Below are 15,553 nucleotides of genomic sequence, written 5' to 3'. Positions count from 1 at the left end.
CAGGCCGTCCTCTTCAGGACGGCTTTGGTATTTCTGAAGGCCTGGAAATGAAAAGTAAAACAATTCGCCGCTGGTCCTTCGTCCACACCTGGACCAGCCTGATCTGCACGGTCTTGCTGCTGATGCTGGCATTGACCGGGTTGCCGTTGATCTTCCACCACGAGATCGACCATCTGCTGGGCGATGCCGCCGAGTTAAAGTCGATGCCGGCGGACACGCCGAGGCTGGACTTGCAGCAGTTGGTGCAGGCGGCTGAAAAGCACCGCCCCGGCGAAGTCATGCAGTATTTCGGTTTTGAGGACGACGAGCCCAACGGCGCCGTTACGATCATGGCGGCAACCGCCGGCACCGAGCCGAACGCCTCGCACACCTTCATGCTCGATGCCCGCACCGGTGAAGCCGTGGAAATGCCCTCGGCCAATGGCGGTTTCATGATGGTCATGCTGCGCCTGCATGTGGACATGTTTGCCGGTCTGCCGGGCAAGTTGCTGCTGGCGTTCATGGGGTTGATGTTTGTGGCGGCCATCATTTCCGGGACGGTGCTGTATTTGCCGTTTATGCGTCGTTTGAAGTTCGCCACCGTGCGCCAGGACAAATCCACCCGCCTGCGTTGGCTGGATCTGCACAACCTGATTGGTGTGGTCACACTGACCTGGGCGCTGGTCGTCGGCGTCACCGGCGTGATCAGCGCCTGTGCCGACCTGCTGATTGCTGCCTGGCGCAACGACAGCCTGACCGCGATGGTCGCGCCGTACCGCGACGCGCCACCACTGACGCACCTCGCACCGGCGAGCCGTCTACTCGACATTGCCACGGAGGTGGCACCGGACATGACGCCCGATTTCATCGCCTTCCCTGGCACGCGGTTTTCCAGCGAACACCATTACGCGGTGTTCATGAAAGGCAGCACCCACCTGACATCGCATTTGCTGACACCGGTGCTGATCGACGCCAGTACCCTGCAAGTCACCGCGGTGGCTGAAAGACCGTGGTACATGGACGCCATGGGCATGTCGCAGCCCCTGCACTTTGGCGACTACGGCGGCCTGCCGATGAAGATCCTGTGGGCGACCCTCGACGTGCTGACCATCCTCGTGCTCGGCAGCGGGGTTTACCTGTGGGTGGTGCGGCGCAAAGCGGCAAAACCTGTGCTCGAACCTGCCGAGGCTCATGCATGAAGCGCAGGCAATCGAACTTCTGGAAGGTCTTCGGCACGCCCGCGTTCATCGCCTTGCTCAGCGCCGCCGGATTGTTCGCCGCGCTGTTGGGTGATGGCGTGTGGGACGCCCTGAGCTGGCTCGGCCTGGGCGTGCCCGCCTTCTTTGCCCTGCGCGGCCTGCTGCAACGCCACTGAACTATGTAGGAGCGAGCTTGAGCTATCGGGTCAACGCGCTATGCTGCCCGACACTGCCACCGACCGAGACGTTGCCATGTCCGCCCCCAGCATGACCCTGTACCACAACTCGCTATCGCCCTTCGTTCGTAAAGTCATGGTGCTGCTGCACGAGACCGGTCAGACCGGCCGCGTGGCGTTGCAGGACTGTGTGCTCACGCCGGTCAACCCGGACCAGTCACTCAACGAAGACAACCCGCTGGGCAAAATTCCCGCCCTGCGCCTGGCCGACGGCAGTGTCATCCATGACAGCCGGGTGATCCTCGATTACCTCGATCACCAGCACGTCGGCAACCCGCTGATTCCGCGCGAAGGCTCGGCCCGCTGGCGGCGCCTGACCCTGGCCTCCCTGGCCGACGGGATCATGGACGCGTCGGTGTTGGTTCGTTACGAAATGGTCCTGCGCGACCCGCAGAAGCACTGGGACGAGTATCTGGATGCCCAGCGCGACAAGATTCGTCGCGGGTTGGCATTGCTCGAAAAAGACGCGATTGCCGAGCTGACCAGCCATTTCGATGTGGCGGCGATCAGCGTGGCCTGTGCGCTGGGCTACATCGACTTGCGCCATCCGGATCTGGAATGGCGCGAGGCGAATCCGCAGTTGGCGGCGTGGTATTTCGAGGTAAGTCAGCGGCCTTCGATGTTGGCGACGATGCCTAAGGTTTAGATTTTCGCTGACTGCACTGGCCTCATCGCGAGCAAGCTCGCTCCCACATTTGTTCTTTGGTGTGCGCAGATTTTGTGTTAACTGGAGATCCCCTGTGGGAGCGAGCTTGCTCGCGATGGCACCACACCGAATCCACCGGAAACAGCTCAAAAATCAGCGTCGCCAATACCTCCCCTTCACGCTGATCCTCACGCAACCCAATCGACCGGCTCATTCCACCGCCCCCAGATCAAACACCATCGGCTTGGCGCTTTTCTGCCCGATCCCGTACCAGTCCAGCTTGCGGGTCAGCACCATGAACACCCCGAGCAACCCGAACAGCAACAACGAGCCCATCAGCAACGCGTAATCCTCGGCACTCAGCAAGCCATAGAGCAAGCCGTACAACGCCGCCAACCCCGCCGAAAAACTCAAGCCATGGCGCACGCTGCGCAGCACATGGCAGACATAGAACCCGATCAACAACACACAGCCCGCCGACGACAACAGATACGCCAGGGCAAAACCAATGTGCTCGGACAGCGACAGCAACAACAGATAGAAGAACGCCAAAGCCACGCCGACCAACGCGTATTGCACCGGGTGCACCGCCAGGCTTTTCAGCACTTCGAACAGGAAGAACCCAGCGAAGGTCAGGACGATAAACAGCAAGGCGTATTTGATCGCCCGATCACTCTTCAGATATTGATCCACCGGATCGATAAAGCTCACGCCGAAACTGCGCCCGTTGTACGCCTCGCAACCACCGCCGGACACACAACTGCTCAGCGCTTCTTGCAGGTTGGTGGAGAAAAACGAGGTCTGCCAGTTGGCCGTAAAACCTTGATCGGTGACTTCACGCTGGGCCGGCAGGTAGTTGCCGATGAAGCTCGGATGCGGCCAGTTCGCGCTCAGCGAGACTTTGCTGGTCTTGCCCACCGGCAAAATTTGCAACTGCCCGGTGCCCTGCAACCGCAGGTCAAAACCGAAGGCCAGTTCCGTGACTTGTTTTGTGTCCAGCGCCGGCAGGGTTACGTGTACGCCTTCACCCAGCCAACCCACCTGACTGCCCGGAACGAAGTCCAGCGTCTGGCCATTCAGGTCCAGCTTCAACGCATTTTCGATGCCACGAATGTCGCTGATACCCACCGCCAGGAACGGCTGGTCGAACCGGTAATCCGCGAAGTCTTCCTTGATGCCCCATTGCGCCGGCACCGAGAAATGCCCGCTGATGTGGTTTTCCGCGTGGAACAGGCGCGCCTCGTAAATGCCTCGCGAGCGCAGCTCGGTCTGGATCTGGCCATCGAGCTCGAAACGCTCTGGCAGGAAGTACAAACGACCGCGCTCTTCGCCGATGTCCTGGTAGCGCTGGTTGGTTTTCTCGTTGAGCTTCCAGGTGCGCACCACTTTGCGATACGGCACCACCATCAGCGGGCCGCTCAGTTGCTGGCTGAAACTTGCGCTGCGGGCGATGTCTTCGAGTACACCGTCACGCCGTTGCTGGCGGTCCTGGATGAGGCCGTTGATCATCAAGAGCGGAATCAGTAGCAACAAAATCAGAAGGGCAATGGCCCCGAGTTTTAGGGTCAGGCTGCGGTTCATGGGACTCTCCCTGTTTGGATGGGGAGAGTCTGGGAGGGCTGTGTGGGGGATTTATGGGGGGAATGTGGAGATTATGTGGAGACTGCACCGCCCCCTGTGGGAGCGAGCCTGCTCGCGATGGCAACGACTCGGTCCTAAACCAGGCGCAACCTGACCTCAACACCACCTTCGACATTGCCAATGCTCAATGTCCCGCCATGCAACTGGACCACTTCTTCGACAAAATTAAGCCCCAGCCCAGTGCTTTTGCGACCACTGTCCGGACGCGGCAATGAGTAAAACCGCTCGCTCAGACGCGGCAAGGCATAGTCAGGAATCGCCTCCGCCTGGTTAAACAGCCTGAACTCAATCTGCTCCCCAATTCGCTCGGCGCTAAAACGCAGCACACCCTGAACCGGGGTGAAATCCAGCGCATTCTCCAACAAATTCCCCAACGCCTGACGCAACAGAAACGGCTCACCGGTTAGCGTCAGGTCCGCCGAAATCCGTTGCTCCACACGCAACTGCTTACCCTCGATCCGAGCCGCCTGAGCCTTCAACACTTCATCCACCAACCCGGCCAACGGCACCGCTACCCGTTCCTCCAGACCTTGCCGCTGTTCGACTTGAGCCAGGTTCAGCAGCCGCTCAATCAACTGCTGCATCCGCACACTTTCGCTATCGATATTGCTGACGAACCGCTGCTGCTGCGCCAACGGCATCTCGCCTTGCAGCAATTCCGCCGCCCCGCGAATCGCCGCCAACGGGCTCTTCAACTCATGGGTCAGCGTGTGCACATAACGCTCGACGTAGGCCTTGCCTTCGAGCTGCGTGCGCATGTGCTCCACCGCTGTCGCCAGTTGCTCCAGCTCACCGCCGCGATAATGCGGCACCTCGACCCGACGGCCGTCACTCACCGCTTGCGCATACGCGGTCAACCGGCGCAGTGCCGCGCTCAACCACCATGACAACAACGCTCCGAACAACAGACCAAGACCGATCAACCCGGCGCCATAGGCCAGCAATCTTCGTTCGGTGCGATCGACGTAAGGCTGCAACGAGCTGTTGGGCTTGGCCACGGTGACCACGCCGATGATCTGGCCGTTGTCGCGGATCGGTGCACCGACGTGCATCACCGAAGAGTGGGCGTCGTTCGGGTCGCTACGCGTGGAGCGAGCGCCGTATTCGCCGCGCAGGGTCAGGTAAACGTCATTCCAGCGCGAGTAATCCTGCCCCACCGCCGCCCCGCTGGAGTCCAGCACCACGATGCCTTTGGCGTCGGTGACGTAGATGCGGTGATTGACCTGATTCTTCGACAAGCCCCAGATGCTGGCTTTCGGTTGCCGCTCGCCGTAGGCCTTGAGCAACTCGGGCCAGCGATTCTGGTTGAGGGTCCCGGCCTTGAAGTCGTCGCGCAGGATTTCGGCCATCAGGTTGGCCGTGTCGACCAGGGTTTCTTCGGTGGACTGGCGCACACCGGGGCGGATTTCTTCCATCACGGTGTTGAGCACGAAGTAACCGGTCAGGCCGATGAACAACACATAGACCAGAAAAATCCGGATCCCCAGCGGCATCAGCTGTGCCCCGGGCTGTAGCTGTAGCCGAGGCCGCGATGGGTCTGGATCGGCTCCGCGTCTGCCCGTACCAGACGCAATTTGGCGCGCACGCTCTTGATGTGGCTGTCGATGCTGCGCTCGTAACCGGCATCGGCGGCGATGCCCCGCGCATCCAGCAATTGCTCGCGACTGAACACCCGCTCGGGTTGTTCCAGCAGGCATTGCAGCAGGCGGAATTCGTGACGGGTCAGGCTCAGCGGCTGACCGCGATAATTGATTTGCACCCGTTCGTTGTCGATCCGAAACAACGCCGATGAGGATTCGGCCACCGTCCTTGGCGCCATGCGTTTGAGAATGGCCCGGACCCGCGCGGCGACTTCCCGCGGGCTGAACGGCTTGACCACGTAATCGTCGGCACCGATTTCCAGGCCGACCACACGATCGATTTCGGCATCGCGGGCACTGAGAAAAATCACCGGCACTTCGCTGAAACGGCGCAATTGCTTGCAGGTCTCGAAGCCGCTGATGTCGGGCAAACCAATGTCGAGAATGATCAAATCGGCTGGCATGGCACGCTGATGATCCAGCGCTGCCGCGCCCAGGCTCAGCCAGGTCGTGGTGAAGCCTTCACCCTGTAACGCGAAAACCAGGGTGTCGGCAATCGCCGCTTCGTCTTCGACAATCAAGATATGAGGCATGGCGTCCTGGCCCGGTTATGAAGTGGGCGAACGGTGCCCCAAGGCTCACGTCACGTCAATGAGACCACTTGAATTCAGCAATCGGGTTTGTCGGCGGTAAAACGGCGTGCCGGGTTCACCGCCGCGCCGAATTCACGCAAGGCTTTGGCGCCGATCAGCAAAGGGTAGTTGAAGCTGCTGCGGTCGGTCAGGTTGACCTCGACGGTGCGCTTGACGTTGCCCAGGCACAGCTCCAGATCGACCACCGGACGCTTGGTGGGCTCGGTCGCCTCCTTGTCATCGTCCTCTTCTTCGGAACGGGTCTTGATCTTGCTGATCCGCGCGACCTTGTGTTCGTAGACCTTGTTGCTGGCGTCCTTGGTGGCAAGGCGAAAACGTACCCAGTCTTCGCCGTCGCGGGTGAAGGTTTCGATGTCCTTGGCCGACAGCGACGCGGTCAGGGCACCGGTGTCCATCTTGGCCTTGAGCACTTCGCCGCCGATTTCCGGCAGCGCGATGTATTCGTAACGCCCGTACAGGGTCGGCTCGGCGGCCAGGACTGGCAGGGCCACCAGGGAAAGCAGTGCGAGGATCGATTTCACGTAATGGGCATCCATAAGGAGTGGGCAGCGGGATTTTAGACCGTTGTCGAGTAGATCGTTCCCACGCTCTGCGTGGGAGCGAGCGTGTCGCAAGATTAACGCCCCAAAGGTGAAACATTCGTCACCCCCGATTTGGCCTCCCGCCCGAAGCTGCTTATCATGGCGCGCCCACATGATCCCAAGAGTTACTTATGCGCCGCCTGCTCACCGGCTGTTTCGTCACCCTGCTGCTGTTGCTCAACACCCTGGTCCTGATCGGGCCGCTGATGGTGTTTGCCCTGCTCAAACTGGTCCTGCCCGGTCGCTATCGCGACTACGCCTCATGGGCCGTGATGTGGATCGCCGAGACCTGGGCCGAGATCGACAAACTGATCTTCCGTCTATGCATCCCGACCCGCTGGGACATCCGCGGCGGCGAAGGCCTGCGCGTCGACACGTCTTACCTGGTGATCAGCAACCATCAATCCTGGGTTGATATCCCGGCGTTGATCCAGACCCTCAACCGGCGCACGCCGTTCTTCAAGTTCTTCCTCAAGAAAGAGCTGATCTGGGTGCCGTTCCTGGGGCTGGCATGGTGGGCGCTGGATTACCCGTTCATGAAGCGTTACACCAAGGCCTACCTGGCCAGGCACCCGGAGTTGGCCGGCAAGGATCTGGAGATCACCAAAGCGGCGTGCGAGCTGTTCAAGCGTCAGCCGGTGACGGTGGTCAACTACCTCGAAGGCACTCGCTACACCGCCGCGAAAAGCGCCCAGCAGCAATCACCCTTCACTCACCTGCTTCGGCCCAAGGCAGGCGGCGTGGCGTTTGTGCTGGCGGCATTGGGCGAACAGCTGGATGCCGTGCTCGATGTGACGGTGGTGTATCCGCAACAGGCGATTCCGGGGTTCTGGGATTTGATCAGCGGTAATGTGCCGAGGGTCATCATCGACATCAAGACCCGCGAACTAGACCCCGCGCTGTGGCAAGGCGATTACGAAAACGATCCGCTGTTTCGCGAAAAAATCCAGAACTGGGTCAACCAGCTCTGGATCGAAAAAGACCAGCGTATCGACGCATTGCGCGCCGAGCGCCGTTGAATCAACTGCCGGTGCCAGCGCCCCAGATCCCGCCCAGGCTTTCCAGCAACGAGCCACCAACGCCCTGCTGACCGAGGTATTGCAACAGCACCGGGGCAAACTGGCCGATCATGCCGCTGTCCATGCCCAACTCGCTAAAAGCGTTGTTCAGATCATTGGTGTTCTTCACGGCACCCAAGGCATTGTCCAGACCGGCCGCCTTGCCGGAAGACCCAAGCAGGCCGGCCAGCGCGCCCAGCTCACCGCCGCCGGACAACTTGTCGATGCCCGGAACGCTTTTGGCCAGTTCCGAGTAATCGGTCGAGCTCAACTGATTCTTCGCCAGCCCCAGCATCGCCCCAGTCCCGCCGACGGCCTGTTGAGGTGTCACGTTCAATTGGCTGAGCGCGCTCAACAAACCGGCCGTTTCTGAAGTCGGCGCCGCGGCGGCGGCTGTATTACCGCCCTGCATGCTTGAGGCCGCTTTAGTCACGTCGTCCAGGCTGAACCCGGCGAAGACCGGGCTGGCCGCAAGGGTCATCAGCGAAGCCAGTGCCAAACCGCGTGAAATCTTCATCCAGACATCCTCTTGTGCCATGAAAACCGCCTGTGAGCGGACGGGAAAACTGCCGGTTTGACCGGGGTTTTGGCGGTGTTGTTCCTGCTGGCGTTGCCATTTTTTTCGCTGTAACTAAGCAAGACCAGTAGCAATGAAAACATCAATGTCTGTCTCAAATTATAAAAAGGTTATTTATTACGCCGAACCTTCATAAAAAACTGTTAGATCTGACAGTAGCCAACCACCATCGCACAACTTAATCTCCCAGTTGCAGGGGATACCGTAACGTATAACATCGTCCCAGGTGATAACGGCCGGTACTACGCGACAAACATTCAAATAGTTAGACGCAAAAAACCCAATTAACTTGAGTTAGCTCTGACAGTCGGCACTTAGCTACCTGCCTATAACTTCACAACTCCACAGCACTCAACATTACTTGTGTGCCGCATGGACATTAAACACACAAGGATAGCGTTTTGCGCACAACTATTATTTCAAGCACCTTTGCGATTCTGACCATCAGCAACTTCGCCTACGCAGACACCTGTCCTGATCCATCAACTTTCAAACAGGCAGACAACGTTTTTACCGCAAAAGACAAGTCGGGCCGGATCTGGAAAGGTGAGTACTGGCAGACCGAAGCCCCCTCTTTCAGCTTCGAAAGCGCGGCCTACATCACCGAAGACGAAGGCGAGGACGGCCTCCCCATGACCGTCAGTCAAATGAGCTGTCGCTACGGGAAAATAGCGATGGTTCTCGATAATGTGAAAGATTGGAAGCCAGCACCTGGAGTTTGGGACAAATCAAATCACTGCACGAAGTCCATCAGCGAGTGCTCATTCAACAGCAGCAATAAATAAAAAAGGGCGACATCTCTGTCGCCCTTCTCCCGTCTTGCGTAACGCTTACGCCGCGCTGAACAGTTTGTGCGGATCGATCACAAACTTCTTCGGCACGCCCGCATCGAACTCGCCGTAACCACGTGGCGCGTCATCCAGGCTGATGACTTCCACGCCAACGATGTCGGCAATGTGAATGCGGTCCCACATGATCGCCTGCATCAGTAGGCGGTTGTACTTCATCACCGGCGTCTGGCCGGTGTGGAAGCTGTGGGATTTGGCCCAGCCCAGACCAAAGCGAATGCTCAGGCTGCCCATTTTCGCGGCGGCATCTACAGCACCCGGATCTTCAGTCACATAGAGGCCTGGAATACCGATTTTACCGGCGACACGAACCACCCCCATCAGCGAGTTGAGCACGGTGGCAGGGGCCTCGTGTTTCACGCCGTCATGGCCGTGACCGCGAGCTTCGAAGCCTACGGCGTCGACAGCGCAATCCACTTCCGGCTCGCCCAGCAGCGCAGCGATTTGTTCGTGCAGCGGCGTGTCCAGGGACAGGTCGGCGATTTCAAAACCCTGTGCCTTGGCGTGCGCCAGGCGAACGGTATTGACGTCACCGATGATCACCACTGCCGCGCCCAACAGGCGAGCGGAAGCGGCGGCTGCCAGACCGACCGGACCGGCACCCGCGATGTACACGGTGCTGCCTGGGCCAACACCCGCCGTCACGGCGCCGTGGTAACCGGTGGGCAGGATGTCGGAGAGGCAGGTCAGGTCGCGGATTTTTTCCATCGCGCGATCGCGATCCGGCAGTTTCAGCAGGTTGAAGTCGGCGTACGGCACCATCGCGTATTCGGCCTGGCCGCCGGTCCAGTCGCCCATATCGACATAACCATAAGCACCGCCCGGACGGGCCGGGTTGACGCTGAGGCAGACACCGGTGTGCATCTCTTTGCAGGAACGGCAGCGCCCGCAAGCGACGTTGAACGGTACGGACACCAGATCGCCGATTTGCAGGTTTTCGACGTCGCTGCCCTTCTCGATGACTTCGCCGGTGATCTCGTGGCCGAGCACCAGACCGGTCTGAGCGGTGGTACGGCCGCGCACCATGTGCTGGTCGGAACCACAGATGTTGGTGGAAACCACACGCAGGATGACAGCGTGATTAATCTTCCTGCCGCGCGGGTCCTGCATTTTCGGATAGTCGATTTTCTGTATTTCGACTTTGCCATTGCCGAGATACACCACACCACGATTGCCAGACATGCTTTCACCTCGCTGTTGTTTTTATGTAGCGGTCGCGTCGCCATGGAGCGGCGGCGCGTTGATTGCTCGGGTTATTGCCTGTGTGTCTTTGCTTTGTCTGTTGGGGCCTCATCGCGGGCAAGCCCGCTCCCACAGTGGCAGCGGTTGACCACAAGACTTGTGAACGACACAAAACCCTGTGGGAGCGAGCTTGCTCGCGATAGCAATCTAGAGAACGACGGTGCGATTGGCGTTCAAAAATACTCGTCGTTCAATGTGATAACCCACCGCCCGCGCCAGGGTCAGCCCTTCGATATCCCGCCCCTTGGCGATCAGGTCTTCCGGGTAATGACTGTGGTCCACCGCCTCCACGCCCTGGGCAATGATCGGCCCCTCGTCCAGGTCGTTGTTGATGTAATGCGCCGTCGCGCCAACCAGTTTCACGCCCTTGTTGTAGGCCTGGTGATACGGCTTGGCGCCCTTGAAACCGGGCAGCAGGGAGTGATGGATGTTGATCGCCTTGCCGTCGAGTTTGCGGCACAGCTCTGGCGACAGGACTTGCATGTAGCGCGCAAGAATCACCAGTTCGGCGCCGGACTCTTCGATCACCTGCCATACCTGACGCTCCTGCGACGGCTTGTCGTTGGGGTCCAGCGGGAAGTGGTAGTACGGAATCTGGTGCCAGTCGGCCAGCGGCTTGAGGTCGGGGTGGTTGGAAACCACGGCGGCCACGTCCATCGACAACTGGCCGATGCGCTGGCGATAGAGCAAGTCGTTGAGGCAGTGATCGGCCTTGGAGACCATGATCACCACTTTTGGCCGGTAGTTCGGTGGTGTCAGTTCGAAGACCATGCCGAAGGCTTTGCCACGTTCTTCCAGTCCGGCGCGGAAGGCTTGCTCGTCGAAGCCTTCGGGCTGACGGAATTCCACGCGAATGAAGAAGCGGCCCGAGAGCCGGTCATCGAAGGAGTGGTGCTCGGTGACGTAGCAGCCCTGCTCGAACAGAAAGCGGGTCACCGCGTCCACGGTGCCGAGGACGCTGGGGCAGTCGGCGGTCAGAATCCATGTGTCTGGGGCGCGGCTCATAGTGCGGTGACTCCTGTTCGAAAATACCTACACGGCTGCGAAGACCTGTGGCGAGGGAGCTTGCTCCCGCTGGGTTGCGAAGCGACCCCAAAATCAGCGACCGCACTCACTCAGGAGGAATGCGGGCTCAGGTTTTACGACTGCTGCGCAGCCGAGCGGGAGCAAGCTCCCTCGCCACAGGGGAACGATCATTAAGCCTGGACGCTCAGGCCGTATTCAGCGGCCGCATCCTGCAACCACAACCACCAGTAATCCGAGAAGCTGCGGCGGATCAGCAGTTCCCAAGTGTCTTCAGCGGTATGGCGAATCACCAGTTGCGACTTGGCGAACACCGTGCCCACGGCCTTGCCCACCGGGAAGCTGTTGGGGTGCACGTCGTAGCTGGTGGATTTCATCAGCACCTGGCGCACGTTCGGGCCGCTCAGTTCGAGGATCTGCTGGCCGCCGCTGACATTGGTGATTGCAATGTGCAAGTCGCCCAGCGCTTCACGCAGTTTTTGCTCGGTGGCAAATTCTTCACCGGTCGGCACGATCAGCAGCCATTCATCCGGTCCCATCCATTGCAGGCTGGTTTCGCCTTTGATGACGACGGTCAGCGCACCCGGCAATTCGATGCCAAGCGCCTTGTGTACGCCGGCGGCAAACGCAGCATCGTGGCCATCGCCACGGATGGTCAGGTGGCCGAGGAGTTTCTTCTCACGCACGGTCACGCCGGCGTTTTTGCGGCCCTTGCCCGCCAGGCTGGCGAGGTCGGCATGATGCAGCGACGACTCGGCCTTGGCCCCGGTGGTTGGGCGTTGTTGGTAAACATTGGCTGCGGTCATAAAGCACCTTTCCTGAATTCGTTTCCCTGTGGGAGCGGGCTTGCCCGCGATGGGAGCAACTCGGTCTGCCTGAGGCACCGCGTTATCGTTCATCGCGGGCAAGCCACGCTCCCACAGGTTCTGTGGTGTCAGATGTTCTGGCGATCACCCTTAGGATCGAAGAACACCGAAGAAACAATTTCCGCCTCGATCACGCTGCCATCCGCCAGCGGTGCGAACACACGCTCACCGATACGCTTCAACCCGCCTTTCACCACGCCCATGGCAAATGAATAGCCCAGGGAGTTGTGCAAGTAGCTGGAGGTCACGTGGCCAACCATGGTCATCGGGATCGCTTGCTTGGTGTTGAACACCAGTTGCGCACCTTCCGGCAGCCATTTGGTCGGATCGATCGGCTTCAGGCCCACCAGTTGCTTGCGTTGATCACGCACGCAGTCTTCGCGGTTCATGCCACGCTGACCGATCCACGAGAACGGTTTGGTGCGACCGACGCACCAGCCCATGTTCAAGTCATCCGGCGTCATCGAGCCGTCAGTGTCCTGGCCGACAATGATGAAACCCTTCTCGGCCCGCAGAATGTGCATGGTCTCGGTGCCGTACGGCGTCAGGTTGTATGGCTTGCCGGCCTCGACGATTTTCTCGAGCACGCCCATGGCGTAGTCGGCTTGCACGTTGACTTCGTACGACAGCTCACCGGTAAACGAAATCCGGAACACCCGCGCCGGCACACCACCGACCAGACCTTCTTTCCAGGTCATGAACGGGAAGGCTTCGTTGCTCAGGTCGATGTCGGTGACGTGGCTGAGCAGCTTGCGGCTGTTCGGCCCGGACAGGGTCATGGTTGCCCAGTGATCTGTCACGGAGGTGAAGTACACCTTCAGCTCCGGCCATTCGGTCTGGTGGTAGATTTCCAGCCATTGCAGCACGCGTGCAGCGCCGCCGGTGGTGGTGGTCATCACGAAATGGTTGTCGGCGAGGCAAGCGGTGACGCCGTCGTCGAAGACCATGCCGTCTTCTTTGCACATCAGGCCGTAGCGCGCCTTGCCTACGTCGAGCTTGGTCCAGGCGTTGGTGTAGATGCGGTTGAGGAACTCACGGCAATCCGGGCCCTGGATATCGATCTTGCCCAGGGTCGACGCATCCAGCAGACCAACACTGTCGCGCACGGCTTTGCATTCGCGTTTCACTGCGGCATGAATGTCTTCACCGCTTTTCGGGAAGTACCACGGACGTTTCCACTGACCGACATCTTCAAACTCAGCGCCGTTTTTCACGTGCCAGTGATGCAGTGCGGTGTGACGGACCGGCTCGAAGATGTGCCCACAGTGACGACCGGCCACGGCGCCGAACGTCACCGGCGTGTAGTTCGGGCGGAACATGGTGGTGCCCATCTGCGGGATGGTCACGTTCAGCGAACGGGCAGCGATGGCCAGGCCGTTGACGTTGCCGAGCTTGCCCTGGTCGGTACCGAAGCCCAGTGCGGTGTAGCGTTTGACGTGCTCGACCGACTCGAAGCCTTCGCGGGTCGCCAGTTCGATGGCGGCAGCGGTGACGTCGTTTTGCAGGTCGACGAATTGCTTCGGCGCCCGTGCGGTGGCTTTTTCGTGGGGCACCTGGAACAGCGCCAGCGTTGGCTCTTCCAGACGGCTCAAGGCTTTTGGCAGTACGCCTTCGACCGTTTGGAACCCGGCTTCGGCAGCGGCGCGAGCGCCCCCTTCAAAACCGTCGGCCAGGGAATCGCCGAGGCCGTAGACACCGTTGATACCACCGACGCACACGCGTTTTTGCGGTGCTTCGCCCGGTACGAAACCGAGGATGTCTTCGCGCCAGATCGGCTTGCCACCCAAGTGCGACGCCAAGTGAACCACCGGGCTGTAACCACCGGAGCTGGCAACCAAGTCGCATTCGAGCCACTCGCCAGGACTGGTCACGGCGTGTGCTTTGACATCAATCGCCGCCACACGAGCCGCCGTCACGTGCTTGCTGCCACGGGCTTCGATCACGGCGCTGCCGGTCAGGATGCGGATGCCTTTGGCACGTGCTTCTTCAACCAAAGCGCCACGAGGATTGCTGCGGGCGTCGGCGATAGCGACGACTTGCAGGCTGGCGTCGAGCCAGTCCAGAGCAACGCGGTAGGCGTGATCGTTGTTGGTCGACAGCACCAGTTTTTTGCCCGGTGCCACGCCGTAGCGGCGCACGTAAGTCGACACAGCACCAGCAAGCATGTTGCCCGGCACGTCGTTGTTGCCGTAGACCAGCGGACGCTCGTGCGCGCCGGTCGCCAGCACGACACGTTTGGCGCGAACGCGGTGGATGCGCTGACGCACCTGGCCAATCGGAGCACGGTCGCCGAGGTGATCGGTCAGGCGCTCGTGGATGGTCAGGAAGTTGTGGTCGTGGTAACCGTTGACCGTGGCGCGCGGCAACAGCAGCACGTCCGGGGTGTCTTTCAGTTCGGCGATGACGCTGGCGATCCATTCGGCAGCAGGCTTGCCGTCGAGGCTTTCGCGGGAGTCGAGCAGGCTGCCGCCGAACTCTTCCTGCTCATCGGCGAGAATCACTCGGGCACCGCTGCGCGCAGCAGCCAGTGCAGCCGCCAGGCCAGCAGGGCCAGCGCCGACGATCAGCACGTCGCAGTGCTGGTTCATATAGTCGTAGGTGTCCGGATCGTTCTCGGTTGGCGAGCGGCCAAGACCGGCGGCTTTACGAATGTACTTCTCGTAAGTCATCCAGAACGATTGCGGGTACATGAAGGTTTTGTAGTAGAAGCCCGGTGGCATCAGCTTGCCGCCGACCTTGCCGAGAATCCCCATCATGTCGTTGTTCACGCTTGGCCAGCCGTTGGTGCTGGTGGCGACCAGGCCTTGATACAGCGCTTGTTGCGTGGCGCGTACGTTGGGGATCTGCGTGGCTTCAGTCGCGCCGATCTGCAGCACGGCGTTTGGCTCTTCAGCGCCCGCCGCGAAGATGCCGCGCGGACGGGAATACTTGAAGCTGCGACCGATGATGTCGACGCCGTTGGCCAGCAGTGCAGCGGCCAGCGAGTCGCCTTCAAAGCCTTTGTAGCTCTGGCCGTTGAAGGTGAAGTTCAGCACTTTGTTGCGGTCGATCCGTCCACCGTTGGACAGGCGATTGATCTGGCTCATACCTTAGCTCCCAGAGCCTGCGCGGCCGCTTTCGGACTTTCAGTCTTGTCGGTGAACTGCGGCTTGGTGCCGATCTTGTAGGTCTCGAGAATCTCGTAGGTCACGGTGTCGCGGGTGACGTTGAAGTACTGACGGCAACCGGCAACGTGGTCCCACAACTCGTGGTGCAGGCCGCGAGGGTTATCGCGGAAGAACATGTAGTCGCCCCACTCCTCGTCGGTGCAGGTGGTCGGGTCCAGTGGGCGCGGGATGTGCGCCTGGCCGGATGCATGGAATTCCTCTTCGGAGCGCAGTTCGCCGCAGTGAGGACAGAAGATATGCAACATGGGGATTTCTCC

At 60.2% G+C, this 15,553-nt stretch carries 15 protein-coding genes; 5 read left to right on the top strand and 10 right to left on the bottom strand.

All coding sequences use genetic code 11. The features are described 5' to 3' along the window. Positions 1-47 precede the first annotated feature (47 nt). The 3 genes from AB4N43_RS19100 to AB4N43_RS19090 all read left to right on the top strand — a co-directional run bounded on the left by AB4N43_RS19100 (position 48) and on the right by AB4N43_RS19090 (position 2,060). Positions 48-1,178, top strand: a complete 1,131-nt coding sequence (locus AB4N43_RS19100; protein WP_027926679.1) for a PepSY-associated TM helix domain-containing protein — start codon at positions 48-50, stop codon at positions 1,176-1,178. Continuing rightward, on the top strand, positions 1,175-1,354 hold the full coding sequence (locus tag AB4N43_RS19095; protein WP_027926678.1) for a hypothetical protein: 180 nt from the start codon (positions 1,175-1,177) through the stop codon (positions 1,352-1,354). Before AB4N43_RS19100 ends, AB4N43_RS19095 begins: the two co-directional genes overlap by 4 nt. 76 nt (positions 1,355-1,430) lie before the next feature. Beyond that, positions 1,431-2,060, top strand: coding sequence for a glutathione S-transferase family protein (locus AB4N43_RS19090; RefSeq protein ID WP_027926677.1), 630 nt, complete (start codon positions 1,431-1,433; stop codon positions 2,058-2,060). 210 nt (positions 2,061-2,270) lie between these two features. Here the strand turns inward: AB4N43_RS19090 and creD are convergent, their stop codons facing one another. From creD to rloA2, 4 genes are all read right to left on the bottom strand, one after another. After that, complete coding sequence (creD, locus tag AB4N43_RS19085; protein WP_027926676.1) at positions 2,271-3,641, bottom strand: cell envelope integrity protein CreD; 1,371 nt, start codon at positions 3,639-3,641, stop codon at positions 2,271-2,273. Positions 3,642-3,775: 134 nt separating this feature from the next. Continuing rightward, complete coding sequence (gene creC / locus AB4N43_RS19080) at positions 3,776-5,194, bottom strand: two-component system sensor histidine kinase CreC (RefSeq protein WP_194940425.1); 1,419 nt, start codon at positions 5,192-5,194, stop codon at positions 3,776-3,778. Continuing rightward, a complete protein-coding gene (creB, locus tag AB4N43_RS19075; RefSeq protein WP_460151804.1) occupies positions 5,194-5,874 on the bottom strand; it encodes a two-component system response regulator CreB in 681 nt (226 codons plus the stop codon). The genes creC and creB overlap by 1 nt, the downstream gene beginning before the upstream one ends. 74 nt (positions 5,875-5,948) lie before the next feature. After that, positions 5,949-6,455 (bottom strand): retropepsin-like aspartic peptidase RloA2, encoded by a 507-nt coding sequence (gene rloA2 / locus AB4N43_RS19070; RefSeq protein ID WP_027926673.1) that lies wholly within the window; start codon positions 6,453-6,455, stop codon positions 5,949-5,951. A 191-nt stretch (positions 6,456-6,646) separates the two neighbouring features. On the opposite strand from rloA2, the gene AB4N43_RS19065 reads away from it, so the two are divergent. Then, positions 6,647-7,534, top strand: a complete 888-nt coding sequence (locus AB4N43_RS19065; RefSeq protein ID WP_027926672.1) for an acyltransferase — start codon at positions 6,647-6,649, stop codon at positions 7,532-7,534. A gap of 1 nt (position 7,535) precedes the next feature. Here the strand turns inward: AB4N43_RS19065 and AB4N43_RS19060 are convergent, their stop codons facing one another. Beyond that, positions 7,536-8,090: a DUF2780 domain-containing protein gene (locus tag AB4N43_RS19060; RefSeq protein ID WP_460151803.1), complete on the bottom strand. Its 555-nt coding sequence runs from the start codon at positions 8,088-8,090 to the stop codon at positions 7,536-7,538. Positions 8,091-8,551: 461 nt separating this feature from the next. Between AB4N43_RS19060 and AB4N43_RS19055 the strand changes: the two genes are divergently transcribed. Beyond that, positions 8,552-8,935 carry a DUF3757 domain-containing protein gene (locus AB4N43_RS19055; protein WP_027926670.1) on the top strand — a complete coding sequence of 128 codons (384 nt, stop codon included), beginning with the start codon at positions 8,552-8,554 and terminating at the stop codon, positions 8,933-8,935. Between the two features lie 45 nt (positions 8,936-8,980). Here the strand turns inward: AB4N43_RS19055 and fdhA are convergent, their stop codons facing one another. The 5 genes from fdhA to AB4N43_RS19030 form a co-directional block, all read right to left on the bottom strand. Further along, positions 8,981-10,180, bottom strand: a complete 1,200-nt coding sequence (gene fdhA / locus AB4N43_RS19050) for a formaldehyde dehydrogenase, glutathione-independent (protein ID WP_460151802.1) — start codon at positions 10,178-10,180, stop codon at positions 8,981-8,983. 207 nt (positions 10,181-10,387) lie between these two features. Further along, on the bottom strand, positions 10,388-11,245 hold the full coding sequence (gene purU / locus AB4N43_RS19045) for a formyltetrahydrofolate deformylase (RefSeq protein ID WP_027926669.1): 858 nt from the start codon (positions 11,243-11,245) through the stop codon (positions 10,388-10,390). A gap of 191 nt (positions 11,246-11,436) precedes the next feature. Then, positions 11,437-12,069, bottom strand: coding sequence for a sarcosine oxidase subunit gamma (locus tag AB4N43_RS19040; protein ID WP_460151801.1), 633 nt, complete (start codon positions 12,067-12,069; stop codon positions 11,437-11,439). Positions 12,070-12,197: 128 nt separating this feature from the next. Further along, positions 12,198-15,215, bottom strand: coding sequence for a sarcosine oxidase subunit alpha (locus AB4N43_RS19035; protein ID WP_027926667.1), 3,018 nt, complete (start codon positions 15,213-15,215; stop codon positions 12,198-12,200). Then, positions 15,212-15,541, bottom strand: coding sequence for a sarcosine oxidase subunit delta (locus tag AB4N43_RS19030; protein WP_007947734.1), 330 nt, complete (start codon positions 15,539-15,541; stop codon positions 15,212-15,214). Before AB4N43_RS19030 ends, AB4N43_RS19035 begins: the two co-directional genes overlap by 4 nt. Between the last annotated feature and the right edge of the window lie 12 nt (positions 15,542-15,553).

Source organism: Pseudomonas sp. S2_B07 (assembly GCF_054668435.1).
The sequence above is the reverse complement of the archived record's forward strand: the minus strand, read 5'-3'. Positions and strand labels throughout refer to the sequence as shown.

Excerpts from the sequence above, each read along its gene's own strand:
- AB4N43_RS19100 (WP_027926679.1), top strand. The coding sequence starts at position 48 with ATGAAAAGTAAAACAATTCGCCGCTGGTCCTTCGTCCACACCTGGACC.
- AB4N43_RS19090 (WP_027926677.1), top strand. The coding sequence starts at position 1,431 with ATGTCCGCCCCCAGCATGACCCTGTACCACAACTCGCTATCGCCCTTC.
- AB4N43_RS19040 (WP_460151801.1), bottom strand. The coding sequence starts at position 12,069 with ATGACCGCAGCCAATGTTTACCAACAACGCCCAACCACCGGGGCCAAG.
- fdhA (WP_460151802.1), bottom strand. The coding sequence starts at position 10,180 with ATGTCTGGCAATCGTGGTGTGGTGTATCTCGGCAATGGCAAAGTCGAA.
- creB (WP_460151804.1), bottom strand. The coding sequence starts at position 5,874 with ATGCCTCATATCTTGATTGTCGAAGACGAAGCGGCGATTGCCGACACC.
- AB4N43_RS19030 (WP_007947734.1), bottom strand. The coding sequence starts at position 15,541 with ATGTTGCATATCTTCTGTCCTCACTGCGGCGAACTGCGCTCCGAAGAG.
- AB4N43_RS19095 (WP_027926678.1), top strand. The coding sequence starts at position 1,175 with ATGAAGCGCAGGCAATCGAACTTCTGGAAGGTCTTCGGCACGCCCGCG.
- AB4N43_RS19065 (WP_027926672.1), top strand. The coding sequence starts at position 6,647 with ATGCGCCGCCTGCTCACCGGCTGTTTCGTCACCCTGCTGCTGTTGCTC.
- creD (WP_027926676.1), bottom strand. The coding sequence starts at position 3,641 with ATGAACCGCAGCCTGACCCTAAAACTCGGGGCCATTGCCCTTCTGATT.
- purU (WP_027926669.1), bottom strand. The coding sequence starts at position 11,245 with ATGAGCCGCGCCCCAGACACATGGATTCTGACCGCCGACTGCCCCAGC.
- creC (WP_194940425.1), bottom strand. The coding sequence starts at position 5,194 with ATGCCGCTGGGGATCCGGATTTTTCTGGTCTATGTGTTGTTCATCGGC.
- AB4N43_RS19035 (WP_027926667.1), bottom strand. The coding sequence starts at position 15,215 with ATGAGCCAGATCAATCGCCTGTCCAACGGTGGACGGATCGACCGCAAC.
- AB4N43_RS19060 (WP_460151803.1), bottom strand. The coding sequence starts at position 8,090 with ATGAAGATTTCACGCGGTTTGGCACTGGCTTCGCTGATGACCCTTGCG.